The 25,782-nt window shown below is 37.6% G+C and carries 23 protein-coding genes and 1 pseudogene; 12 read left to right on the top strand and 12 right to left on the bottom strand.

Annotation, left to right across the window (positions count from 1 at the left end; all coding sequences use genetic code 11):
* Positions 1-90 precede the first annotated feature (90 nt).
* From H6G06_RS16130 to H6G06_RS16110, 5 genes are all read left to right on the top strand, one after another.
* Positions 91-861 (top strand): circadian clock KaiB family protein, encoded by a 771-nt coding sequence (locus H6G06_RS16130; protein ID WP_190561865.1) that lies wholly within the window; start codon positions 91-93, stop codon positions 859-861.
* A gap of 57 nt (positions 862-918) precedes the next feature.
* Positions 919-1,671 carry an MBL fold metallo-hydrolase gene (locus H6G06_RS16125; protein ID WP_190561863.1) on the top strand — a complete coding sequence of 251 codons (753 nt, stop codon included), beginning with the start codon at positions 919-921 and terminating at the stop codon, positions 1,669-1,671.
* Positions 1,672-1,836: 165 nt separating this feature from the next.
* Positions 1,837-3,396 (top strand): tetratricopeptide repeat protein, encoded by a 1,560-nt coding sequence (locus H6G06_RS16120; protein ID WP_190561861.1) that lies wholly within the window; start codon positions 1,837-1,839, stop codon positions 3,394-3,396.
* Between the two features lie 146 nt (positions 3,397-3,542).
* On the top strand, positions 3,543-4,112 hold the full coding sequence (locus tag H6G06_RS16115) for a hypothetical protein (RefSeq protein ID WP_190561859.1): 570 nt from the start codon (positions 3,543-3,545) through the stop codon (positions 4,110-4,112).
* Positions 4,113-4,651: 539 nt separating this feature from the next.
* A complete protein-coding gene (locus tag H6G06_RS16110; protein WP_190561857.1) occupies positions 4,652-5,320 on the top strand; it encodes a pentapeptide repeat-containing protein in 669 nt (222 codons plus the stop codon).
* Between the two features lie 263 nt (positions 5,321-5,583).
* On the opposite strand, the gene H6G06_RS16105 is transcribed toward H6G06_RS16110, so the two are convergent.
* Both H6G06_RS16105 and H6G06_RS28145 read right to left on the bottom strand, forming a co-directional pair.
* A complete protein-coding gene (locus H6G06_RS16105; RefSeq protein ID WP_190561855.1) occupies positions 5,584-6,576 on the bottom strand; it encodes a PRC-barrel domain-containing protein in 993 nt (330 codons plus the stop codon).
* A 150-nt stretch (positions 6,577-6,726) separates the two neighbouring features.
* A pseudogene (locus tag H6G06_RS28145) lies at positions 6,727-7,082 on the bottom strand (hypothetical protein); the annotation flags it as partial.
* Positions 7,083-7,326: 244 nt separating this feature from the next.
* Here H6G06_RS28145 and H6G06_RS16090 point away from each other — a divergent pair.
* A complete protein-coding gene (locus tag H6G06_RS16090; protein WP_190561849.1) occupies positions 7,327-8,085 on the top strand; it encodes a Uma2 family endonuclease in 759 nt (252 codons plus the stop codon).
* Positions 8,086-8,142: 57 nt separating this feature from the next.
* Here the strand turns inward: H6G06_RS16090 and H6G06_RS16085 are convergent, their stop codons facing one another.
* From H6G06_RS16085 to smc, 3 genes are all read right to left on the bottom strand, one after another.
* The gene (locus H6G06_RS16085) at positions 8,143-8,775 is read right to left on the bottom strand and encodes a DUF4276 family protein (RefSeq protein WP_190561847.1); all 633 of its coding nucleotides are present in this window, start codon (positions 8,773-8,775) and stop codon (positions 8,143-8,145) included.
* On the bottom strand, positions 8,769-9,971 hold the full coding sequence (locus tag H6G06_RS16080) for an AAA family ATPase (protein ID WP_190561844.1): 1,203 nt from the start codon (positions 9,969-9,971) through the stop codon (positions 8,769-8,771). Before H6G06_RS16080 ends, H6G06_RS16085 begins: the two co-directional genes overlap by 7 nt.
* 118 nt (positions 9,972-10,089) lie before the next feature.
* Positions 10,090-13,710 carry a chromosome segregation protein SMC gene (smc, locus tag H6G06_RS16075; RefSeq protein ID WP_190561842.1) on the bottom strand — a complete coding sequence of 1,207 codons (3,621 nt, stop codon included), beginning with the start codon at positions 13,708-13,710 and terminating at the stop codon, positions 10,090-10,092.
* A gap of 169 nt (positions 13,711-13,879) precedes the next feature.
* Between smc and H6G06_RS16070 the strand changes: the two genes are divergently transcribed.
* From H6G06_RS16070 to H6G06_RS16060, 3 genes are all read left to right on the top strand, one after another.
* On the top strand, positions 13,880-14,365 hold the full coding sequence (locus H6G06_RS16070; RefSeq protein WP_190561841.1) for a GNAT family N-acetyltransferase: 486 nt from the start codon (positions 13,880-13,882) through the stop codon (positions 14,363-14,365).
* Between the two features lie 49 nt (positions 14,366-14,414).
* On the top strand, positions 14,415-15,086 hold the full coding sequence (locus tag H6G06_RS16065) for a ComF family protein (RefSeq protein ID WP_190561839.1): 672 nt from the start codon (positions 14,415-14,417) through the stop codon (positions 15,084-15,086).
* A 74-nt stretch (positions 15,087-15,160) separates the two neighbouring features.
* Positions 15,161-15,622 (top strand): PPC domain-containing protein, encoded by a 462-nt coding sequence (locus H6G06_RS16060; protein WP_190561837.1) that lies wholly within the window; start codon positions 15,161-15,163, stop codon positions 15,620-15,622.
* A 109-nt stretch (positions 15,623-15,731) separates the two neighbouring features.
* Here H6G06_RS16060 and H6G06_RS27450 read toward each other — a convergent pair whose 3' ends face one another.
* The 3 genes from H6G06_RS27450 to H6G06_RS16045 all read right to left on the bottom strand — a co-directional run bounded on the left by H6G06_RS27450 (position 15,732) and on the right by H6G06_RS16045 (position 17,027).
* Entirely contained in the window at positions 15,732-15,896 is a 165-nt protein-coding gene (locus H6G06_RS27450) for a Txe/YoeB family addiction module toxin (RefSeq protein ID WP_338422948.1), read from the bottom strand.
* A gap of 95 nt (positions 15,897-15,991) precedes the next feature.
* Positions 15,992-16,141 carry a prevent-host-death protein gene (locus tag H6G06_RS16050; RefSeq protein WP_190561835.1) on the bottom strand — a complete coding sequence of 50 codons (150 nt, stop codon included), beginning with the start codon at positions 16,139-16,141 and terminating at the stop codon, positions 15,992-15,994.
* 142 nt (positions 16,142-16,283) lie between these two features.
* The gene (locus tag H6G06_RS16045) at positions 16,284-17,027 is read right to left on the bottom strand and encodes a response regulator transcription factor (protein WP_190561833.1); all 744 of its coding nucleotides are present in this window, start codon (positions 17,025-17,027) and stop codon (positions 16,284-16,286) included.
* 155 nt (positions 17,028-17,182) lie between these two features.
* On the opposite strand from H6G06_RS16045, the gene H6G06_RS16040 reads away from it, so the two are divergent.
* Both H6G06_RS16040 and hetI read left to right on the top strand, forming a co-directional pair.
* Positions 17,183-18,268 carry a YheT family hydrolase gene (locus tag H6G06_RS16040; protein ID WP_190561830.1) on the top strand — a complete coding sequence of 362 codons (1,086 nt, stop codon included), beginning with the start codon at positions 17,183-17,185 and terminating at the stop codon, positions 18,266-18,268.
* 68 nt (positions 18,269-18,336) lie between these two features.
* A complete protein-coding gene (gene hetI, locus H6G06_RS16035) occupies positions 18,337-19,056 on the top strand; it encodes a 4'-phosphopantetheinyl transferase HetI (RefSeq protein ID WP_190561828.1) in 720 nt (239 codons plus the stop codon).
* Between the two features lie 192 nt (positions 19,057-19,248).
* Here hetI and H6G06_RS16030 read toward each other — a convergent pair whose 3' ends face one another.
* Positions 19,249-19,452: a hypothetical protein gene (locus H6G06_RS16030; RefSeq protein WP_190561826.1), complete on the bottom strand. Its 204-nt coding sequence runs from the start codon at positions 19,450-19,452 to the stop codon at positions 19,249-19,251.
* Positions 19,453-19,680: 228 nt separating this feature from the next.
* Here H6G06_RS16030 and H6G06_RS16025 point away from each other — a divergent pair, with 228 nt between their 5' ends.
* Positions 19,681-21,591 (top strand): ATP-binding protein, encoded by a 1,911-nt coding sequence (locus tag H6G06_RS16025; protein ID WP_190561824.1) that lies wholly within the window; start codon positions 19,681-19,683, stop codon positions 21,589-21,591.
* A gap of 151 nt (positions 21,592-21,742) precedes the next feature.
* Here the strand turns inward: H6G06_RS16025 and H6G06_RS16020 are convergent, their stop codons facing one another.
* The 3 genes from H6G06_RS16020 to H6G06_RS16010 all read right to left on the bottom strand — a co-directional run bounded on the left by H6G06_RS16020 (position 21,743) and on the right by H6G06_RS16010 (position 25,366).
* Positions 21,743-22,786, bottom strand: coding sequence for a 3-deoxy-7-phosphoheptulonate synthase (locus H6G06_RS16020; protein WP_190561822.1), 1,044 nt, complete (start codon positions 22,784-22,786; stop codon positions 21,743-21,745).
* A 243-nt stretch (positions 22,787-23,029) separates the two neighbouring features.
* The gene (locus H6G06_RS16015; protein ID WP_190561820.1) at positions 23,030-24,691 is read right to left on the bottom strand and encodes an alpha-amylase family glycosyl hydrolase; all 1,662 of its coding nucleotides are present in this window, start codon (positions 24,689-24,691) and stop codon (positions 23,030-23,032) included.
* Positions 24,692-24,988: 297 nt separating this feature from the next.
* Positions 24,989-25,366, bottom strand: a complete 378-nt coding sequence (locus H6G06_RS16010) for a DUF1823 family protein (RefSeq protein WP_190561818.1) — start codon at positions 25,364-25,366, stop codon at positions 24,989-24,991.
* Positions 25,367-25,782: the final 416 nt, after the last annotated feature.

The following is a 25,782-nucleotide window of genomic DNA, read 5'->3' as shown; positions in this document are numbered from 1 at the left end:
AAGTCTTGCCCTCACGACAATGTAAAATACCTACCCTTGTGAGACCTCCCCACCTCCCCATCACCCCAGTCGCCAGTCCTCAAAAGAATTATGACCAAGCTAACTACAGACAAACTATCTAAACCCCAGTTGTTTAAAGGTATTGCTCTGTTTACACCAGGGGGAGATTTAATTTACTGCATTGACCCTAGTAAGCAAGGTCGATGGCATTTGCATTTGTGTGCGGCTTTGCAAGAAATCTTAGACTTATCAGAGTCGCCACATTTTTTAGTGCCTTGTTATACAGCGACTATTGATCATTGGTTAAATCCGCGCACGCAACAGGTACAAACTTTTGCGGAGGCTTATCCGGCAGTTATGCGTCATCAGTCGGTGCTGAAGGCAGTTTTTGGGACGGGGGATCTAGTATGGCAAACAGCCCCTTGGCAGGAAGGATTGTGCGATCGCATGGTGTTGGCTACTTATCGTTCTTCATTTCCCCAACTCTGGGAAGATCATGATTTAATTGTGCGCTTAGACCGTGCAGATATGACATCACGATACCAGAAGAATCAACTGAATCTGCAACAGGAAAAAATTAATGCTCAAGGGTATGTCTTGCGTTTGTTTGTTGCTGGTCATAGCATAAATACTGAACGCATTTTAGGAAATTTACACGAATTATTAGAGCGATCGCTTGGTTATCCTTACACCCTCAAGGTAATTGATGTTCTCACCCATCCAGAACAGGCTGAAATTGATCAAGTTTCGGCAACTCCAACCCTTGTTAAGGTTTGGCCTCACCCAATTCGGCGGATAGTGGGGGATTTTGATAATGTGGAAAAACTCTTACAAATGTTAGGAGCAAAGGATAATTCATAATTTGTAATTCATAAATTAATAATAAAAATAGGCGTTACTCTTACTAAATTTTTAGCTATGTACTTCACTTGGTTAGACAGCAATAGTTGGTTGATGGAAATTGGCGGACAACGGATACTCTTAGACCCTTGGTTAGTTGATTCCTTAACCTTCAGTAATTTGGATTGGTTATTTAAAGGTTCTCGAACTCAGGATCGGCCAATACCAGCAAACATAGATTTGATTTTATTATCTCAGGGTTTGGAAGATCATGCTCACCCACCAACGCTTAAGCAGCTTGGGAAGAATATCCCAGTTGTCGCTTCTCCTAATGCGGCTAAAGTAGTAAAAGAATTAGGTTATATCAATATAACCACTCTTGATCATGGTGAAATTTTTACTTTGAATAATCAAGTAGAAATTAAAGCTCTTCCTGGTTCTCAGATTGGACCGACTTTGTTAGAAAATGCTTATCTTCTCAGAGAGTTAGTCAGTGGTTTAAAACTTTATTACGAACCTCATGGAAATCATTCTCCCCAACTTCAGCAGTTTGCACCAGTAGATGTGGTGATTACACCCATTATTGATTTGAGTTTACCTTTGGGACTACCAATAATTAAAGGTATGAACAGTGCTTTAGAAATTGCTAAATGGTTAAAACCTCAAATCATGCTCCCTACAGCTGCTGGGGGGGATATCCTGTTTGAGGGACTTTTAAACAGATTTTTGCAAGCTAAGGGAAGTAGTGAAGAATTTCAGGAGTTACTAGAAAAAAACAATTTATCTACACGAGTAATTGCACCTAAACCTGGTGAACAGGTCGCTTTTTAGTCTGGAAGTCTGGAGGAGATAGATCCCCGACTTCTCAAAGAAGTCGGGGATATGGGTATTACGTTTTTTTAATTGAGCTAGTTATTTACTCACACCAGATTTTTTAATAAAATAAGTCAATCACAAGACCGCAGAAATATCATAAATATATTAAAAATATTATAAATGGATTGGATTACCTTACTGCGATCGCTACAGTCCGATTTTATTAAAAGGTTAACATCTGGTTGTCTTCTTCACTGTGAAATACCAGGACAACATAGTGAAGTAACTATCATCTCTGGACAAAGATTAAAATCATTACGGGAATTTTGCTGGTTAATGGCAGAAAAATATAAGCGTACTTCCTCAGTTCGTGACGTTTTTATTAATAACCTCAAAGGTAAATTAGGTGAAGAAGTTGTCAAAGAACGTTTAGCAGATTATATTACAGAAGTTGATTATGAAAAACGCTTTGGTGGTGATGGCAAAAGTGATTTTACTCTCACCTCTAACCCTGCTATTGGTGTGGAAATCAAATCTCGTCACGGTACTTTTGATAAAGTTAGATGGTCAGTCAGTTCTGAAGAAGTAGAAAAAAATACAGTTATTGTTTGTATTTTAATTCAAGAAGAAGTAAATGAAGCTCAATCGGAATATCATCTTTTTTTAGCTGGTTTTTTACCCACAAAAATGATTAAGTTGAAAACTGGAAGGATTGCTTTTGGGATCAACCAATTATTATATAGTGGTGGTTTATTCTCCTATTTAGAACAGTCACAAGCTTTTATAAATCATTCGCCTCAACAAAATTTATCTTTGGATAAATTCAACAGGTATCCTCTTGCTTCCGATTTAAATCTATTGTATGAAAAATTAGGTGATGAACATTTTCAAAAAGGCGATTATGCCCCAGCAATTAATAATTACAATCAAGCATTACAGCATAAACCTAATGATGCTGATATTTATTATAAGCTAGGTTTAGTTCATCACCAATTAAATGATTTTGACACGGCAATTACAAATTATAACCAAGCAATTAAAATTAATATTAATTATGGTAAAGCTTATAATAAAAGGGGTTTAGCACATTATCAATTAGGTAATTATCAGATGGCAATTGAAGATTATAATCAAGCTATGAGAATTAATCCTGATATTGCAGTTACTTACAAAAATCGTGCTGATGCTCGTTCTCGCATTGGAGATAATCAAGGAGCCATTGAAGATTATAATCAGGCCATTAAAATTAATCCTCATTATGATATTACCCAGAAAAACAGAGAAATTGCTCCTTATCTTTTAGATGATAAGCAGAAATTAATAGCACTGATCAAAGTCAAACCTAATGATGCTACGACTTACAAAAAAAGAGGTAATACTCGTTGTAACTTGGGAGATTATGAAGGAGGAATCGAAGATTATAATCAAGCCATTAAAATAAATGCTAATTATGTAGATGCCTATTACAATCGTGGTAATGCTCATTTTGATTTAGGAAACTACGAAGCCGCAATAGATGATTTTAGTAAAGTGCTTAAAATTAAATCTAATTACATAGATGCTTATTATAATCGTGGTAATGCTCGTTTAATCATAGGAGATAAACAGGGAGCAATTGAGGATTTTCAGAAAGCAGCAGATTTATATTGGCAAGATGGAAAAATAGAAGAACATAAAGATACACAAGCTATAATTTTAGATTTAGAGATAGAAAAATCATTAGATATTTTAAATTTCTGAACTTTAACTTTTTTTGTCAGAATCAGGATTGACACGATGTAAGGATTTACAGAATTATTTGAAGAATTCAGTAATTTTCTTATTGACGAATGATTGAGGATTGTTATATTTGTAATATTATTTTGTAGTCACCCAGGTGTTTGAATATGATTTTCAATTTTAAGAAAAGCAGTGTTTTGTTAGCTTTATTTTTCCTAGTTGGTAGCAGCTATTTTCATGATATTGCTCAAGCATCGGTAAAAAATAAGCCTCAGTTAATAGCAAAAGAGCAGATTAATAATAAAACTGCTCAACCACATCCAGTTTTTAAGTCTATTCTGCCCAAATTAAAGAAAAATAGTCAAATTAAGATTTTATTACCAAACTATATTCCTGGTTTGGAAGGGGAAAACCCACTTTACGCAATTATCGAGACCGCTAACAAAGACAAGTATGATATTTTACTAGGATTTAGCCCTGATTGTACTGGGGGTACAGCTTGTCGTCTGGGTATGATTAGTGCGGAAGCTATTAATAGTAAAACCCCTAAACTCACTGGTAAAGCGGTATCTTTAGCTAAGGGTACAACTGCTTATTTTGTAGATGCTAAATGTGGTGCTAATTGTTCTGATTCTACGTTAACTTGGCGACAAAAGGCTGTACAGTACACCATTGGGTTGAAAGCGGGTAAGCAGGATGAGTTGGTGAAAATGGCCAAGTCAGTAATTTCGCCATAGTTTAAATATTGATTGAACAGAAGATTAAGCTGACTTTAGGCCGAATCTAACCAATATCTCTCTAAATCTCTCTCTATCTCTATAAAACATTTCCTTGCTGGACAGGTTCAGTGCTTATCCCTCAGTATGAAGGACTTGAAGGGGGGTCGAGAGAGACTTTAAACTTAAGTTCATGAGTGCAGATGTACTAAAAAACCTTGTCAGCCTTGCTCTTATTTGACAAGCATATTAACACTCTAAAAGATGTTTACTTCGTGTATATTTGATGTGAATTTATATAATATTATTGATGAATAACCGCGTATTCACTGTAATAATCAGTGTTGTTTCCAATAGACATATACTTACAAGGTTTGTAAATTCAGAGACACAATTCATCTCCAAATTCAGAAATTGACTATTGGAATTGTCTTCATGAGGCTAACAGTCATTTTGGGTAGGGCTTAACAATGTTTAGCTCCACCTCACCCAACCTCTAAAAAAAAGACCCATCTTTGATACTGACACAATTGCAAAAATTCACAATTTTAAGGACGAATATGAATATTACATCTTGGTTTCGTAGACTTTCTAGCATCGCCCTCTCTATTATCATTAGCTTCACCATATTTAGTTTGCCTGCTAACGCTTTTGTTGCGACAGATTACCAAAAGTTGCTGATCACAAACGCCTGTGTTAACTGCGATCTATCGGGAGCAGATCTATCGAATAGAGATTTATATGGCAGCGCACTCAGTGGGGCAAATCTGTCCAAAGCCAATCTCTCTGGTGCGCTACTCAATGATGCAAAGCTTGATGGAGCCAATCTAACTGAAGCCAATCTGTCAGAAGGTATTCTGATGGGTACTAACTTCGCGGAAGCCAATCTATCAGGAGCTAATCTTTCCCAGGCAGATTTGTATAACGCCCTCATGAATAAGACAACGTTGTTGAACGCGGATTTAACCAATGCAGATCTCACAGAGGCTATTATCTCTGATGCAGATTTGTCTAATGCCGTGGTGAAAAATGCAAAGCTTAGAGGAGCAATTCTTTCTCGATCCAATTTATCGAAAGCAGATTTTTCCAGTAGCTACATGAGAAATACCAGGTTATCAGATGCGATTCTACGGGAATCCAAGTTCTATGGCGCTGATTTGTTTAATTCGCTGATGCCTGACAGGACTACTTATAACGGAGATGTCTCCCGGTTTGGGGCTAATCAGTAAGACCTGAATCCTTGTTCATTGCTGATTGTTTAATAATCTTACTGACCGCTAATAGCTTGTAAATTATTCGTCCCAAGGATGGCAGACCATCTACTAGACAAGTTAAGTTGAGGGCTTTATGGTTAATTAAAAAAGAGCAAGGATCTGGAAAATTGAGCGCCAAATTTGGAATTCAAAACCTTTGTAATTTTTACCTTTTAGGCTGATGTTAATTAACCCCCTCTTACTCTTGGTAGAGGGGGTTTACAAAACGTTTACAAAACTTAATATCCGCCTTCTTCTTCGTATTCCACCTGTCTTTCCTTGACTTTCTTAGGAATATTCACAGGTTTCGGTACATCTTCCCAAGCATCGCCTTCTACATCATCATAATCGTCGTAGTCATCAGAGTATGCTTTGCTATAGGGCTGGGGTTCGTATTTTTTGGGTGGTGCTTGATATCTATCTTGACTCGTGGCCTCACTCCAGTTATCTTCTTCTTCCTCTTCGTATTGTATCGATTCGTAGGAACGGGCTTGCATAACCCGACGTTGTGGTCTTTCTTCTTCTATATAGTCTTCAGTCCATTCTTCCTCTTCCCGTGCTACGGGTTCAGGAGTGCGAACTTTGGGCTTAGGTGGTTGTAAAGGTACTCCGCTGGGTAGTTGGTTCGCTGGGGAAACGGTGCGGGGTGCAGAATAACCATATTCTTCTTCTGCGTCTCTTTCCCAGGGCGCTCTACCAATACCCAGCCGTTCTAAAACGCCGACTGTTAACTGGTTGACTCGTTCTTCGGCACCTTCAAAAACAATTAATCTACTCGGACCAGTGCTGACGACTTCTTCTATTGAGATTTCGTAGGTACTCAAAAATTGGTCGGGTATTTGGGGTACTCCCAAGGAGGCGATGACTATAGAGTAAATTTTACCAGTTTCGCCATTGAACTTAAAGCCTCTGACCCTGCCTAATACTTCCCCTGTTTCGGTGATGACTTCCCAGTTCATCAAGTTGCTGAGGGATTCGACTTCAATATCTTCTATGACATCTTCGTTATCAACCAGGATGACATCCCCGATTTGGTTGATACTGTTAAGATACATTTGGCGAGGCAGACCAGAGATAGAGATTAGGCTGTCTCGCAAACCAAGCGCCACAACCTCTCTTTGATCAATGTCAACCCAGATTTGACTGACGATACCTAGCCTTTTGCCATTATCGCGGGTGATTACCTGGGTGTTTAATATATCGGAACGTCTAATTACTTGTTCGGAGGTCATTATATACGGAGTCCTGTTCGCTTAGCGTGCCGTAGGCAATCTCGAATCCGGTTTATCTATAAACTATTTTTAACAGAAAATCAAGGTGATTGGTAATCGGTAATCAGGAATTGCTAATGGGTAATGGGTAATTGGTAAAGTTCTTACCTGTCACCTGTCACCTAACTTAATACCCAAAACTTGAGTATAAGCACCTCTGGCTTGAGTCACCCCAATTGTACGCTGGGTTGATTCTATCATCGGACGAGGCAAACTCACAACAATAAACTGTGCTTGTTGTGCCTGTTGTTTAATCATTCTAGCTAATCGTTCCACATTTGCCCCATCTAAAAACATTAGGACTTACGCAAGATTTGACTAAAAACCTTATTCTGGCGTAGTGGTAATTCATGAATTACCGCTACTTTGGTTCTGTTTGCGTAAGTCCTGAACATATCTACTTCGTCAAAGGCATAAAATGGGGATGGACGATAGCGTTGTAGGGAAAAAATCAAACTGAAAGCTGAATACAGCATAGGCAAATAAAAATGAATTTGCTAACAGAGCTATCAATTTCGGTGATCATTCCCGTTCATAATGGTGGTGACAGTTTCTGCCTCTGTTTGCCAAGTATTAGCACATCCCAGATTATTCATTGCTGTACTGAATGTGATGTTGTAATTTCTAACTGATTTCTTATATAATACTGAAGATGATTTTGAGAGAGCGATATCCTCAATCAGCGACGCTAACGCAGGGAGCTAATTAATCATGTATCAAATAAATCCACCATTATCTCCTCAAGAAGCATTGCCAACCATGTATGATTTACCTAGTGAAAACCAGGAGGAACCAGGGTTGCCAGATGAATTTCACCTATTACAACCAGAATTATTACGCCTTACGTTTCGTCCTCCTACATACACTGAAGATAATATATTTACAGGTAGTGATTTAAACTTATATTATGATCCCCTCCATCCCCAATGGTATAAACGCCCAGATTGGTTTGCAGTATTGGGGGTGTCTCGATTTTATCAACAAACAGAACTCCGATTAAGCTACGTCACTTGGCAGGAAGGAATAAATCCTTTCGTGGCTATAGAATTGATATCACCTGGTACAGAAGCAGAGGATTTAGGCAGAAATTTACGGGAAGTTAATCAACCTCCTAATAAATGGTCAGTTTATGAACAAATCCTGAGAATCCCCTATTATTTTGTTTATAACCGTTATACAGATGAGTTTAATTGTTTTGGGTTGGTAATGAGTCGTTATCAACCTTTGTCAATAAATGGACTAGGAGTATGGTTAGAAGAAGCAGAACTGGGTTTAGGGTTATGGCATGGAGAATATCAGGGATTAACCAGATCGTGGCTACGTTGGTATGATCGAGATAATAATTGGTTGCCTACACCTGTAGAACAAGAAAAGCAGCGTGCAGAACAGGAAAAGCAGCGTGCAGATTTAGCAGAAGCAGAATTAGCTAAATTAAGACAGTTACTAGCAGAAAAAGGAGTTAATTTGTAGTATTTCCGTAAGAATTGCTAGGGTATGGCTTACGCCACTAGGAAAAGCACTAGGCTATTATTCATCTGGTAAATATCGGATTCTTGATTTTAGAGTATTAAATAGGCGATCGCAATAAGGGGAAGATTGACGAACCTTAGTGACATCTAACAATTCTAATAGTTTAGAGGCGTGCTTGATTTTGTGATATTCACCCTTGGTAGTTTTACCACTGGAAGTTTTGAGAATACGTTCTAAATTATCTTTTGGAATAGTTTCCACATTATTAGTTTTGGGAATACCATTTTCTTTAAAACCTTGTCCATAAAATTCTTTCAGAGTTGCAATATCCGCAATAAACCACGCTTCCATTGTTTGTACCATCAAATGGCAGTTATCATCATCAACTCCTGCTGGTTTATCCCAGTTATCCCTTAATTTTAAATGTTCCCAAGGAGAATCTTTTGTGACAGGTGCTTCTGCATCAACCAGCAAAATATTAAAAGCATCAGAATGAGATTTTAAAGCAATTTTAAAGTCACGAAAAGCATCATTTCTCTTCCCACACATAGTTATATTCAGTGTAAAGTTTTCACTTATTACTGTATCTAGCAATTTTTTAAAAAACTTACTGAATCCTGCTCTAAGTGCAGATAAAGTTCTTGTACTATCTCCACCACCTTCTATATAAATTCTAATTTCTTTTACCATCTATTTCCCCCTATTTCACCCATCCGCCATAAATCACCTAAAGTATAATTTTCTAACCAATCTTTCAGTTTACCAGGTTCTAATCTCCTCAAATGAGTTCCTGTATTATCTCTTTCACAAACTACCACAGATTCAGGATATTCACTCAACGCAGAAACCAAAGCATCAGAATGAGTAGTTACAACTAATTGGGTTCTTTGTGATGCTTCAATTAACAATTCTGCAATAGTTGGTAAAATATCTGGATGTAAACCTATTTCTGGTTCTTCAATACAAATTAGTGGTGGTGGAGTAGGATCTAAAAGTAAAGCCATTAAAAACAAATAACGCAGTGTTCCATCAGATAAACGAGTTGCAGGAATTGGTTGAATTAACCCTTTTTCCCGAATAAATATTTGTACTGTACCACCATATATTCTTACATCTACGTCCTCGGCTTCTTCATAGAACTTTTCTAGATATTCAATAGTTTTTCTAAGACCCAATTTATATTTTAAGTTGTTTAAACATAAACCTAAATTACTGCCATCTTCCAATAAAGGATGTTCAGGTAAATCCGTTTTTTGGGCATTTCTTGGTTCTGAATTTCGTCCCATTTGCCAATGACGATATAAACCTATTTTATGAAATTCTGTACTTACATAAGAAAGTTCAGGATATAAGTCAGGATCTTTTCTTTGAGATAAAACTGACTGATCTAAAATTAAATCTTCTCTGCGAAGAGTTCTTTTAAATCTTTCACTATCATCTGTAATTTTATTAATATTTAAAACCGGACGACCATTTTGATAACGATAATAAAAATAGACATCTTCCTGTCCTTCATAAGCTTGTTCATTTTCCAGAAATTCATCTACTAATTCTAATCTTTGTCCTACTTCTGTTATGCTTAATTTGTAATGTAGATTGTTTCTGTGTCTTTCTGAATAATTTAATATAACGTCTATATTAGCTATAGAATTACTTCCCTCACCTTTCCATAAAAATTCATTAATACCTCCACCTTGACGAAATGGTGCTGGTAAATCTGTGGGTGTTGCTTTTAAAATACTAATAGCTTCTATTAAATTAGATTTCCCTGCACTGTTACGTCCAATTAACACATTTAGAGGTTGTAATTCAGTTTCTTCCCCTTCACTTCCATAGGAGAGAAAGTTTTGTAATTTGATTTTATGAATAAATCTTTTACCTTCCATTTACTTCTCCTAATTTTAAATAAAACTATATTTTTGCTAATATTTTGGGTAACTTTACTCTAGTGAATAAATAATTATTGATCTTTTGCGATCGCTCTCTTAGTTATTCTAAACTAATTCAATGGTCAGATGATTTCAATTTAATCCCCAAAACTTGAGTATATGCACCTCTAGCTTGAGTTACACCAATTGTTCTCTGTGCTGATTCTATCATCGGACGACGCAAACTCACAACAATAAACTGTGCTTGTTCAGCTTGCTGTTTAATCATTCTCGCTAATCTTTCCACATTTGCGCCATCTAAAAACATATCAACTTCATCAAAAGCATAAAACGGTGATGGGCGATATCTTTGCAGTGAGAAAATAAAACTTAATGCAGTTAAAGATTTTTCTCCCCCAGACATGGAAGCTAGACGCTGTACGGGTTTTCCTTTGGGGTGTGCGACTAGGTTTAAACCGCTGTTAAAGGGGTCTTCTGGGTTATCCAGTTGTAAATAACCGTCACCGTCTGATAAGGTGGCAAAAATTGATTGAAAGTTCTCATTAACTGCGTCGAAAGCTTCTTTAAATGCGGTTTGACGTAAGGTGGTAAAGTTTTCAATTCTTAATAATAATTCGGTTCTTTCCCCTTCTAAGGTTTGTAATTTTTGGGTAAGTTCTTGTAAACGACTTTCTACTATTTCATAATCAGTCAAAGCTAACATATTTACAGGTTCCATTGCCTGTAAGCGTTTGCCTAAACTGCGTAGTTCTTTTTGCAATTCTTCTAAATCAACTTTATCCGGTACTTCCGGTAAAGGACTGGGTAAGTCTGCTGCTAAAGTTTGCAGATTTATTTTTAATGCGGTTAAGTCTTCTCTGCGTTTTTCTTGGGTTTCTTGCAGTTTCTCAAGTTCCCATTTTAATTGTTGTTGACGCAATAATAGCGATCGCACTTCCTGTTCTGTTGCATCTCGTTTCTTTTTCTCTTCACCTAAATTTTGCTCAAGTTCCCGTAAACTAGCTTGAGTTGCGGTAATTTGGGTGTTGAGTTCTAAAAGCTGACTGTTAACGGTTGACTGTTGAATGCTAACTGTTGCTTGTTCTTGTTGATATTCAATAACTCGCGTCTCTGATTCGGTAATTTTTTCTTGTAAACGTTGTTGTTGATTTTCAAGATTTTGCAATCTTTGTTCTACTTCCCTAACAGCAGTTTCTTTTTGTTGTAATTGCTGCTCCTGAATTTTAATGGTAGCTTGGATTTCCTGCCATTCACTAGGAGTTTGAGAAGATTCCAACTCAGCTAAAGTGTGTCGTAAATGTTGCAGTTGATTTTCCTGTCCTGGTAATTCCCGATCCAAAACTTCTAACCGAGTTTGAGCATTGTTGAATTTTCCGTTATTTTGGGATAACTGAGCGCGAGTATTTTCTAACTGCGCGGTTAAACTTTTAATATCTTTTTTTAACTGCTCTAAATATAACTGTTGTTCTCTTTTGCTTTGTCTTGCTTCCGTTAATTCCAAAGAAAGCTGTTTACTACGACTAGATAAATTAGTAATAGCTTCTGCACAACGTTCTAAAACTCTCTCAATATCTCCTAACCGCGTCCTTAAATTAATAACTTCTTCAGATTCCTTAACTTCCCCTGTAGCAAATTTTAACGCCGAACGCTGAGTATTACTTCCCCCAGACATCGCACCGCTAGTCTCTAATAATTCCCCATCCAGGGTGACAATGCGATAAAGTCCGATTTGTTTTCGCGCTTGTTCGAGAGTTGCAAAAACCACCGTATTACCGAAAACATACTTAAAAACTTCTTGATAACGGCGATCGCACTCTACCAGATTCATCGCATATTCTACAAAACCGTCAACATAACGCAAAGTTAAATCTGGGGTAAATTTCGGCGCTTTAATTTTGTTCAACGGTAAAAAAGTCGCTCTCCCCGCACGTTTTTGTTTTAACAACTCAATCCCCGCAGCAGCAACCCGATCATCTTCTACCACAATATGTCCCAATCTTGCACCCGCAGCAGTTTCTAAAGCTAAGTGATAGCGAGATTCAACCTTACCCAAATCTACCACCAACCCACACAAACCAGGTAAACCAGATTGAATAATTACCTTACTTGCTTGAGTACCTTGAACTTCTTGCTGTGCTTGGGTTTGCGCTTCCAGTTTATCTAACTGACGTTGTTTTTCTCGCTGTTCTTGTAACAAGCGTTTTTGAGTATCTTGTTGCAGTTGTAATTCCTGTTCCGTCGCTGCTAAATTCTCTGCTAAATTTTGAATAGGTGTATTAGAAGCGTTAAACTCAGCTTCTAAATTTTCGCATTCAGCTTGTTTTTCTGCCAATTGCGGTTCTAAACTAGCGATTATCTGACATTCTTCCTCAATAAGTAGCTGTAGCTGAGAATTTCTTTCTCTCAGTTGTGCTTGTTCAGTTCTTTGAGGTTCAAGAGTTTGCAGTAAAGTTTCAATTTGGCGATTTAAAGCCGTTTGTTGTTGTACCCAAGCTTCCGAAGCAGTAGCAATTTCCGCAGCAGCTTGACGAGAAGTTTCTAAATTTTCTCGTGTTTGGTTACGGTCACTTTGTAAAGACGTTAATTGCAACCTTTCTATATTTTGTTGTTGTGCAGCTTGTTGTAGAGAAACTTGATATTGTTGTATCTCTTGCTGAGTTTGATTTAACCGTTTAGTAGTTTCTTGTAAATGAGATTCTATCTCACCTTGTTGACGTTGAAGTTGCTTTCGTTCCGCTTCTTGGGTTGCAAAAGTAGACTGAACCGCCAAAAGCTCATCTTCACCCAATGATTTTACACGAGCATTAAGAGCATCAAGAGCCGTACTTTGTTCATCAATATTCTTATTAACAGCGGTTAAATTATCAGAAAGTTGAGTAAAAGAAACATCACCACTTTGAATATCTGCTACTAAATTTTCCTGCTTTGCTTGGAGAGAACGCCATGATAACACAGCTTCCCAAGATTGCTTTTCTTGAAACTCCTTTTTCAGTTGACGATATTTATCCGCTTTTAGCTTATCTTGATAAAGGCGATCGCGTTGAAGAGTTAACTCACCCTCAATAATGCGACAACTATCTTCTTTCTCCTTTACCTCATCCAACGTTCCTTTAGCTTGATGAATCTTACGATCAAACGCAGCAACACCAGCCAACTCATCAATAATTTCTCGACGTTCCCGCGCATTCATCGAGATAATGCTAGTTACATCTCCCTGCAACACCACATTATACCCTTCAGGATAAACTCTGAGATCCTCCAACTCCTGATGCAACTCCGTCAAAGTACAAGGAGAACCATTAATATAATAATTTGACGTATAACCACCCTGAGAATTAACCCGTAAACGTCGAGTAACACTCCACTCTGCGGATTTTGGATTTTCTTCCTCTTCCCCTGCTTCCCCTGCTTCCCCTACTTCCTCCCCTTCCTCACTCTGCGCCTCTGCGCCTCTGCGTGAGACAATATCCGAAATATCAAAAGTTACCGTTACACTCGCTTCAATAGCATTACGACCTTTAGCGACTTGATTATTATTCACCAAATCCGGTAGACGTTCAGCCCGCATTCCCTTAGAACTAGACAAGCCTAAGCAAAACAGCAACGCATCAAGAATATTTGATTTACCCGAACCGTTAGGACCAGATATGACAGTACACCCCGTCAGCAGAGGGACAGAAGTTGTACCACCGAAGGATTTGAAGTTAGTAAGTTCAACGCGCTTAATATGCACCATTATGGGCGCTGGTTAACCGTTAACTGGGCTGAAAGAACAAGTGTATCAATTATTTTAAGATTTGCAACTGTTGAGCAGAAGGAATTTTAGATTTATATTAGCTCATAAGTGCAAAGCAAGAAAATTTTAAGTATATTATATAACTATAGTTTAAATTTAAACATAAGTAATGAAAGAATATTACCAAAATTTTATCATTCGTAATTGGGATCAAAAAGACCGCATATCAGCCGCAGCGATAATTAGTTCTGTATTATCAGAATATGGCTTAGGTTGGGAAGCTGAGGGGGCTGATAGAGATGTGTTGCAAGTTGAGGAATTTTACTTAGTTAAAGGTGGCGAATTTTGGGTAATTGAACACGAAAATCAAATAGTAGGTACGGGGGCATATTATCCGATCCAACGAGGTGAAAAAGCTGTAGAAATCCGTAAAATGTATCTTTCACCCAATATTAGAGGTTTAGGTTTAGGGAAATATTTGTTACAGCAGTTAGAATTAGCCATAGCTAAACGCGGGTTTAAGCAAATTTGGATTGAAACTGCCAGCGTTTTAAAAGAAGCAGTGCAACTTTATGAGAATAATGGTTACATCCCCGCTACAGATGTAGAAACAAAAAGGTGCGATCGCGTGTATGTGAAATATCTTAGGGAATAGGGAATGGGGACTGGGAATAAAAATTACCAATTACCAATTACCAATTACCATGTTTAAAAATTTACTTAATCTTTTTCTACAAAGCAATTGCCCTATCTGTCAGCGCAGCACGCCAGAGCGAATTTGTCAATATTGCGCTAAACAATTACAAAGCTGTAATTTTAAAAACCCTAACTACTTATGGAAACAGGAATTATCGGTGTTTGTTTGGGGAAGTTACAGAGGAACATTAAAAAGAGCGATCGCGACAATGAAATATGAAAACCACCCGGAAATCGGGCAGCTTTTAGGACAGTATTTAGGAGAAGCATGGTTATTAAATTACCCCAAAGTGAATAAACCACCTGTAATTGTGCCGATACCACTCCACACCAAAAAGCGGCAGGAAAGAGGTTACAATCAAGCTGAACTTATAGCCCAAGGATTCTGCGAAATAACTGGGTTAAAATTAAAATCAAAAGGTTTAGCAAGAATCAAAGACACCAAAGCACAGTTTAGTGTATCCGGTTCAGAGCGAGAACAAAACTTAACAGATGCTTTTGCTATAGGAACAGATTTTAGCAGTCGTCATCCAGATGCACCAGTGCTGTTAGTGGATGATATTTATACTACAGGTGCAACTGCCAAGTCTGCTGTCTACACACTTCGTCAAAGTAGCATTTCTGTACTTGGTTTAGCCGCTGTGGCCACGACTGGTAAAGATAGATCAGTCCAGAGTTGATGGGCAAGTTGTGTCCGAAAAATCTATAATTAGCACAATTATACCCTGTGTTTAAGGGAACACTGTTTCAATTTATGAATAAAGCGTTTGCAACGGTTTTAATAAAAATCATTATCTTTCCTGTGACGATGCTGACAATGGGCATAAGCATAAATACAGGATTTGCTCAAAATCCAAATAATTTATATAAACCTATTCCCTTAAATAGTAGTGCAGAAATTGCTGATACATTAACAGCCAAAGATATTCCCACAGGTCAAGGGGGATTTGCTCGTGATTATACAGTCAAGTTAAACAAAGGTGATAATTTAGCAATTGATTTGTCATCGGAGAACTTTGACACCATGATTACACTGTTAGGTCCTGATGGTTCAACAGTGGCAGAAAATGATGATGGACCCGATGGTACAAGTAACTCTCTCTTATTTACCCGCATTAACGAAACAGGAAATTACATAGTTCGCGTCCGATCTTTTGGAGAAACTGGTGTTGGTAACTTTAAACTCAAGGTGACAAAACTGCAACCAGTGAAGTAGGTAACAGGTGACAGGTGAAATGGATAGCAATTCTTTGATTGTCATTACTAGATGAGATTTATATTTCTAGTATGGCGATAGCTCTTCCACACATCTCCAAAAGCAATTTTCAGTAGTGAAACCGACAGGCGAGAATTCTGATTTTATCATCTAGGACTTCATAAACCAGACGATGTTCTTGATCGATCCGCCGTGACCAGCAGCCAGATAGATCGTGTTTTAGTGCTTCAGGTTGTCCTGAACCTTCAAATGGATTACGTTGTACTTCACGAATCAGTTTGATGATTTTTAACGCTTTTTTACGATTCCTACGGAGCGCTTACGCTATCACTTTCGATCCACCAAGCTAAGTCCTCAAAAGCATCTGCATCAAATTCCAAGTTTCTCACAGGCTGCTTCCAAAGAAATTCCATCTTGACGTTTTCTAGCCGTAAGTAATCTCGCTTTCATGGCTGGACTGCTCAACAAATAAGCAGTTTCTCTCTCAGCCATTATTTCTTGCCAAAGGGCAATAGTCATTGTTTCAAGCCCCTTCTTGTCCTCTTCTTTGACAGTTGAGGGTGCTTAATGTGGGATAGATCCCCGACTTTTTGAAAAAATCGGAGATGTATCTTGAGAGCGCGATCGCTACGTCCCTATCATCATGAGGTAGATTGAAATATCACTCCACCAATGTAGCGGTAGTTCCCTCACTTGCTGGTGGTAGACTGGGTAACTCTAGACAGTATCCCGCGCCATACACTGTCTTGATATAGCGAGGATGGCGAGGATCTGGTTCCAGTTTAGTTCGCAAATGGCGAATATGCACCCGAATAGTTTCAATGTCATCATCAGGATCATAACCCCAAACTTCTCGCAGAATTTCGCTGGGAGAAACAGTTTGACCGTGACGTTGAAGCAAACAATGAAGTAGTTCAAACTCTAAGTGAGTCAGTTTCACAGTTTCACCAAACCAAATGGCCTCAAATCTTTCTGGAACGAGGGTAAGAGAGCCATAGTTGAGAATTTCACTGTGCTTTGCTGCTTGGGGGATGCGGTCAGTCCGACGCAACAAAGCCCGCACCCGCGCCAGCATTTCTTCCACTTCAAAAGGCTTGGTCAAGTAGTCATCTGCGCCAGCGTTGAAACCCTCAACTTTATATTGGGTTTGGCTTAAAGCCGTCAACATTAAGACGGGAATTTCAGCGGTGCGCTCATCCCGACGCAATCGTTGGCAAATGGTAAATCCATCTACTTTGGGCAACATCAGATCAAGCATGATCAAGTCGGGTTGTAGCTGGAGGGCCAGCGCCTGACCTTTGATGCCGTCTTCAGCTTGACTAACATCGTAGCCAGCCATTTCCAAGTTGACGGCAACAAGTTCTGAAATCGCTGGGTCATCGTCTATGACAAGAATCCTCGGCATTCTTAAAAAATTATGACTACTCTATTCAAGGATAAATAAGAACCTTTGAGATATACAAAGATTGTTATTTCGATTGTAAAAAGATTTTAAATCTAACATAAATATTAAGATTAAAGGATTGTGAAAACAATACTAATTTACACGAAAATTAATATATGGTGTGTAACTCTACCTACAATCCGCCCTATTTCTTGCGAAATGGCGCTGCTATGACGGCTTACACTGCTTTGTGGGCTGGACGTGATTGGGAAAGTACAACTCCACATCCAGAGCCAGTTTATCAGCAGATCGTATTTACAGGGGGGCAGGATGTGCCAATTTTTGGTTGGGTCGCTATCCCCAAAAATGCCCATAGCACAATTATTGGCACTTATGGTATTACTGGTGAGTTAGAGCAACAATGGTTTTTAAGATTGTTAGGACGTAAGGCATACGCTCAAGGGTATGCTGTGGTTCTCTTCGATTGGCGAGCGCATGGTAAAACGGCGGAGTTATCACCAACTTTAACGTCGGATGGTTTGTATGAAGGGGAAGATTTTGTGAGAATTGCCGCAGAGGCTGTAGCAATGGGTTGTCCCCCGAAATGCTGGTTTACAGGGTATTCTTTAGGGGGACAATTGGCGCTGTGGGGTATCAAAGCAGCTACGGATTTGGAAATTAAAAATATTGACATTGCTGGTGGGGCGGTGATTTGTCCGAGTTTGGATTCGTTGCGATCGCTCACTTATTTAGTCACACACCCTTTTGGTAAATACGTAGAATCCCGCATTGCTGGGGAGTTGAAAAAACTGGCCTGGAAACTACATCATACTCATCATGGTTATTTTGACCCCGCCGCAATTGCAAGAGCAAATAGCATTTGGGGATTTGATCAAGAACTGGTAATTGGACGCTTAGGATTTAGTTCTGTGGAAGAATATTACCAAGCCAGCAGTGGTTTACATCTGTTACCTCAGTTGCAAAAACCAACTTTGATTCTTTATGCTGCTGATGACCCCTTATTTCATCCAGATATTGTTACTGATTTAAAAGCTGCTAGTGCCAAAAATCCTGATATAGATTTGTTACTCACCTCCTACGGTGGTCATGTAGGTTATGTAAGTAGTAAAAAGTGTCAGCGTCAAGCTCAAGACGTTGACCAGTGGTGGGCTTGGAATCGCATTTTACAGTGGATAGGAGAAAGGTCTGATCAGCAATTAGAAATTGCAGCTAAACAGACAAAACCCACCTCCGTGGGTTGAATTTCTGCTAGTCCACGCAGGTGGACTTTGTTTGTTTTGAATTTTGAATTTTGAATTTTGAATTACTTGTGAATAAGTTTAATCATATTTGGTTACCTGCACCCCAAAATTTAATTTTGTCGTCGCGTGATGTGCATATCTGGAAAATAGACCTGAAGCAGCCGGAATTACAGCTAGAATCTTTCCAAAAAACTTTATCTAGTGATGAATTTGCCCGTGCAGAAAGGTTTTATTTTCCAGAACATCGGCAACGTTTTATTATCGGTCGTGGTAGTCTTCGTACTATTTTAGGACGCTATTTAGGTGTGGAACCATCACAGGTAGAATTTGATTATCAACAGCGAGGAAAGCCACTTTTAGCAGCTAAGTTTGCAAATTCTGGACTGTTTTTTAATTTGTCACATTCTCAAGATTTGGGTTTGTGTGGGATAAGTTATCAGCGATTAATCGGGGTGGATTTAGAATATATTCGCCCGATGTCGGATTTAGAAAATCTTGCTAAACGGTTCTTTTTAACCAGTGAATATGAAGTAATTAAATTACTTTCTCCTCAACAACAGGAACAAGCATTTTTTCGTTACTGGACTTGCAAGGAAGCTTATTTAAAAGCCACTGGAGATGGTTTAGTTCAGTTGGAACAAATTGAAGTTGATTTAACACCTACAAAATCGGCTCAATTACTTGTTTCCGGAAATTGGGAATTGAGGGAGTTAATACCAGCAGATAATTTTGCAGCTGCGGTTGTTGTAGCTAATAATGGCAGTAATTTCCAGTTTTGGCAATCATGAAAATCATCATACCCAGATCTCCAACTTCTTAAAGAAGCCGGGGATCTATAGCTGTAGCCAGGATAATTAGGACATGATTAGTCCTTGAAACCAAAGAATAACAAGGGTTTTACTCTTGCCTATTGCCTATTGCTTATTGCCTTCTGCTATATATCTGAAAATCTTGTGGGGTGAGCGTCTTGCCTGCCCTTATTAATAAATTGTACTCCTATATATTAAATCTATCAAGAAAAGACGAGCTTGCTCTAAAGATATATGTCTAGGTTTTCCTTGGTAAACAATTTGGTATTCGTTAATATCTGGTCCATCTCCATATCCTGAAATTAGCTTGCGGTGAAATGCTTCTTCAGCAAGTTCTCTAACTTCATTTCTTAAAGCAGCCCCTGTGTTATTCATAACTCCGCTGCATCCTTAATTACCTGTTTTTGTTATATTCAACAAGCAAGATCATTACCTCTTTCCCAGGTGTTATTTTTATCTTTGTTCTCTGGATAGTGATTTAAGAAACTTTAATTAAGTTGAAATTATGCCTTAGGATAGCTGAACATTCTCCATAATAGAAATAAGTTAAGATGGGATAACTAGGCTTAAAAATTGTCAAGTCTATAAATATATTGAAAATCAATGGTTCAAGAGCAAAGCACCGATGTCGTCCGCATCAATGCCAGAAGAACTGATGTATTTGATATTTTTAACTTCAGGTATTATATAGGTCCAAACCCTTATTTGGATACAGGTGCGCTAGTATTTGATTTTGCTTTGACTGAATATCGAGATCCGCTACCAATTGAAGATTATATTGCCGTTATTAGCGATTTTTACCCTCATTTAGCCGAGCAAACATATCAATTATATGCTGATTTATTTGCTCGTGTTGTTTCGGAAGTAGGCAAATTAGATATAGGTTTACACCTTCATCTTTGGAGTATCAAGCCATATCACTCTTATGTACGGATTAGCATTCAAGCACTACATGAACGTACAGCTAGAGCAGTGGTTTACTTAGTTTGGGATTGGTTTGAAAGCATTACTCAAGATGAGTATTTCCCGTTTGAGGAACGGTTAATTAAATTGCAAAATAAGTTTCGGGAATCTGTTTATGGTGGGCCAACAGTGTATGCTTTATGGCAAACCGCATATCAACAGGGTATTCCTACTTTCTATTTATGGGAAGAAGGACTAATGCAATATGGTTATGGTAAAAAACAGGTGCGGGGTGTAGCAACAAGTTTTGATATTGATAGTCATCTAGATTCCGAATTTACTACCCGCAAAGATGATTGTAAAGAATTTTTAGAACGGTTGGGGTTTCCAGTGCCAAAGGGTGATATTGTAGTTTCGGAAACAGAAGCTTTAGATGTAGTTAGAGAAATTGGCTACCCAGTTGCAATTAAACCTGTTGCGGGTCATAAAGGAATTGGTGTCACCCCTAATGTGCATAATTCTAGAGAGTTGAAATCTGCTTATGATCTGGCAGTATTAGCAATTCCAGAAGATGAATCAATCAGAGTTATTGTTGAGAAAAGTATAAGAGGAACGGATTTTCGTTTACTCTGTGTCAACGGTAAATTTGTCGCTGCTACAGAACGTCGTCCACCATCGGTTGTGGGTAATGGTTATTCAACTATTAGAGAATTAATCAGGAGAGAAAATCGCAAATCGGAACGAAGAGATACACCCACCTCACCCATGAGTAAGATTGTTATTGATGAAGCGATGGAACTATATTTAGATGCACAAAGATTAGATTTAGATAGTATAATTGATCGCGATCGCACTATTTATCTTTCCAAAGTTGCTAATATATCATCTGGTGGTATCAGTATTAATGCGACAAATAAAATTCACCCTGATAATATCATCTTAGCTCAAGACATTGCCCAACATTTTCGCCTCACTTGTTTGGGTATTGATGTCATTGCTAAAAATATTTCCCAATCTTGGCAGGCTGGTAATTTTGCTATCTTAGAAATTAACGCTGCACCAGGTATTTTAATGCATCTTAACCCCGCTATTGGTGCAAGTGTCGATGTTCCTGCTCATATTTTAGCAACCTTTTTTCAATCTGCTCAAGATGCCAAAATACCAATTATCACTTTTAATAAAATTACTTTCACCGCATTACAAGCACTAATTGATCACATTCTCTTAAAACATCCCCAATGGAAAATTGGTGCTGTGTGTCGTGAGGGAATATTTGTCAATCGTTCCGAAAAAGTTTTGAGTCAGGATTATAATCAAAATATCCAAACTTTGTTGCGTCATCCTCAACTCGATTTACTCATTGCTGAATATTCAGAAGACATTTTAGAACAAGAAGGAATGGTTTACCAAGGTAGTAATATTGTCGTTTTGGATAATCCCACTGAAATGGAAATTATCTTGTTAAGGGATGCAATAGATGGTTCGATGGCAATGATTAAAAAGAATAACAATGTTTCTATTCAACATAAAGGCTTAATTGAAGATTTGATTTTAGAATTGGAGACGGATTTTTTCAATGTTTATTTACAAAAAATTGACTCAATTTTGTAATTTTGAAATGCAGAGTTACGCAGAAACAATAATCTGCGCCTCTGCTACATTCTTGCTGGTATTTACTTAGTTGTTAAGTATTCAGAATCAAGAATTCAAAATCTAGAATAAATAAGACTTTCACTATCATGTTGACTCCTGACTCATAACTTCACTTGAGTTTCGCGTGAGCAGCCAAAATAATTCTTTCTGTTTCCTCCCAAGCAATACATTTGTCAGTTACTGAAACACCATATTGTAATTCTTCACGTTTACCCGTAATCGGTTGATTGCCTTCATATAAATTTGATTCCAGCATCATTCCCACTATTGAAGTATTACCATCGACTATTTGCTGAATCACATTTTCTAAAACAACTGGTTGTAATTTATAGTCTTTATTTGTGTTACCATGACTGCAATCAATCACTATTCTCGGTGGTAAATTTGCGGCTTTTAATTGTTCTTCTACAAATTTAACATTATCGGGATCAAAGTTAGGCTGATGACCACCACGTAAAATCACATGACCATGAGGATTACCTCTAGTTTGAAATACGCTTACCTGTCCCTTTTGATTAATTCCCAAAAAATTATGTGGGGTTCTAGCGGATTTGAGAGCATTCAAAGCTACATTAATATTCCCATCTGTACCATTTTTAAACCCCACGGGCATGGACAGACCACTAGCCATTTCTCGGTGAGTTTGTGATTCAGTTGTCCTTGCTCCAATTGCTGACCAAGAAACCAATTCACTAATATATTGAGGAATAATGGGATCAAGAGCTTCTGTTGCTGTGGGTAATCCGAATTCTGCGAGTTTTAATAACAAACTACGGGCCATTAAAATCCCACGTTCAACATGGAAAGAATCATCCATGTCTGGGTCATTAATTAGTCCTTTCCAGCCTACAGTAGTTCTAGGTTTTTCAAAATAAACCCGCATAATTAGTAGTAATTTATCATGAACTTTATCTGCTAAAATTTTCAATTTTTCAGCATATTCCATCGCTGCTTTGGGATCATGAATAGAACAAGGACCTACTACAATAAATTTTCTGTGATCTTGAAAATCAAGAATATGTTCTATTTCCTGTCTGGATTTCAAAATTGTTTGTTCAGCAGATTTGCTTAAAGGCAATTTTTCTTTGACTTGATTGGGAGTTAATAAAACGTGCGAACTCTTAATATTCGTGTTAATTAATTTGTTGATCATGGTGTAACTCTCTAGAGTTGTGTAACGCTCTCTTTGTGTAAACGAATACTATACACAGTTTTAAGCAAAAATACAAGATTCTTTAATAGAAGTTCAACAATATTATTAATTTATTTAATTATGTATATATTTATTCAAATTACCATTGATATCCAAATTATAAATCTTAAGCTTTATCTTTATAAAGGGGGTTATTTACCCCCTATTCTAGATGACTAAAATGCTATTTCAGGTAAAAATATTTCATTTCTGCCAGACAAATACTTTAGCTTCGTAAGAACCTAAGTCAGTCATGATACTATTTTCACCTGCCTCTATATCATAATCACCTGTCCATTCATGCCATGTACCACCAGAGGGAAAATTAGTAATTTCGTAGCCAGCTAGGAATTTATCAGATAAATTTGCCACGACTACTACACGAGAACCTTCATCATTCCATCGACTATAAGCCAGAACTTTTGTTTCTGGATTCTCGTGGATAAAATCAATATTTTCTGTGTAGAGTGCATGATTATTTTTACGCAGATTAATCAAACCTTTGTAGTAATCAAACAAGCTGCGATTTAGGTCATTACCTAGCAAATTCCAATCAATTTTTGATGAAGAAGGTTGTTTGGGTTTATATTCACCAAATTCTTCTCCCATCCAGATTAAAGGCACACCAACGGCTGTCATGAGAATAGCTGCTCCCAACTTAGCCCGTTTCACAGCTTCTTCATCAAAAATATTCCGATTAGCCAACTCAACCATCAGATGATCATGGTCATGATTAGTTAAGTAATTAACAACATTGGTTGTACCCATGAAGCCTTGACGTTTACAGTCAATGACATCTTTGAGATTTTCTAAATCAAAGACATCACCGCAAATATGTACTGTAATTGTGTGCCGGAAACTATCATGCCAGCAACCATCCATTGGACCATCTTGATTAGTGATACTCGTGGTTTCTGGAATATGTTCAGCGATATTATAAAAAGGCTTAACACCAGCAGTTTTTTGAGTTTCTTGAACAATCCAATGCATGAAATCGTAGTTGGCAATTTGTCTGGCGGCATCATAGCGAATACCATCTATATGATATTCTTCGATCCAAAATCTGACTGTATCACCAATAAATTTTCTAGCTGGATAAGTATCTAAATTTTCATCATAATGTTCGTAATTAAATTCTGGTCCCCAATTATTCTCTGGATCACGGGGAGAGTGATGATACCAATAGTCATGGTCAATTTGGGTTAGGGGACTCGATGCTTCTGAGTGGTTGAAGATTCCATCCATAATCACACGAATGCCTCTAGCATGACACTCGTCAATCATATTTTTTAAATCTGCTGTAGAACCATAACTAGATTCTGTGGCAAAGAAGTGGCGGGGATTATAACCCCAACTATAACTACCAGGATATTCTTTTATAGGCATCAACTCAATAGCATTGATTCCTAATTCAGATAGGTAATCTAACTTTTCAACTACGTGTTTATACTTGCCTCTGGCAAAGGGGTCATCTTCTCCACCAGAAAAATCCCCAACGTGCATTTCATAAATTACTAATTCATGGTCTGGTGATAGGTATTTATCATCATGTCTCCAAACATAGGTATCAGTAATAATCTCCCCATCTTTCACTCTCACAATACCGTTATCTTTCCCGCCCATTTCATCAATATTTGTGGCGTAGGGATCTGTTACCTCAACCCACTGTTCTGTTTCAAAAAACCAAGAATTTGATTGAACTTTGAATTTATATTTATAACTTCCGTCTGCTAATTCCACATTTGTCCGAAAATATCCATCTTCGCATTTTTCCATTGGTATTTCTTGCCAATTAGAAAAACACCCAATTAAGGCGACTCCTTTGTTATAAGGAGCAAATAATTGAAATTCAATTGACTTTGCCATGAAATTGTTGATAATTATAGAAAACAGAGATATTATCAGATGTTACAAAAAATAATACAATCAGTCTTGAGGAATATTTAAATTTGTATGTAATCTGACTTATGAGATATTTGATAAATTATTTTTTTTTGTTAGTTTAGTGTTTTTTAGACTAAATGAAATATAACTAAGCTCAGTACTCACGCATTTAGTGTAAACATAGTCTTTTTATATAAAAAAATTAATTAATGGAATTTTAAAAGCATCAGATATTTAGTGAAAAGTATGTATTTTTTCACTAAATAGCTACTATAAAACTTACTCTATTTTTCCAGTGGTGAGCAGCATATAACTTAATAACCAATTTGCTGCTGTTGCTCGACGAGTTTGTCGAGGCCCAAAATCACCGATTTTGTAACCTTTAAAACCTAGCTTTTCTTTGAGTAGTTGTTTGTTCTCTTGGGGAATAGAACGAGTCAATTTCATAGTTGCGGGACGAGAATCAAGAAAATTTATAGGTTGTGGGTATTCATCTCGCCATTCTGGTGATGCTTGAGTTGTATCCCATGTTTCAGTTGTAGAGTCATAGCGATAACCTAAGTGATACCATACCAATTGGTTAACAGTAGTATCATCAATTGTATCGTTGATAATAGCCCAAATTGTTTCTGTGTTGAGTGGTGGCAAGTTAGACATAAGCAATTTGAAATTTGTCAGTGGTCAGTGGGAAGTTGTAAACCAAGCGAGTCAATACTTGTCGGTTAAGAGGGAAAGGGGAAGATAAAACCTTTAACCTTTGCCCAAACAAACTAACAACTTTTATATTGTTAACCGAGTAGTATTGCTAAGTGAGTAACATCGAAAGATAATTTCATGCTCAGGAGATAGCGCCCTGACTTATCAAAGAAATCGGAGATCTGGGTATTACGTTTTTTTGATTTGAGTTACTTAGAAATAAGTTTAGCCTCTTGGCAGTCAGATGAATGATTTATCAGTTACAACTAGAAAATGAATTCAGGACTTACGCAAAACAGAGCGAAAGTAGGGGTAATTCATGAATTACCCCTACGCAAGAATCAGGTTTTGAGTTCAATCTTGCGTAAGTCCTAGAA

This window comes from Anabaena sphaerica FACHB-251 (genome assembly GCF_014696825.1).
Lineage (GTDB): Bacteria > Cyanobacteriota > Cyanobacteriia > Cyanobacteriales > Nostocaceae > RDYJ01.
This window is presented reverse-complemented; position numbering and strand designations above follow the sequence as displayed.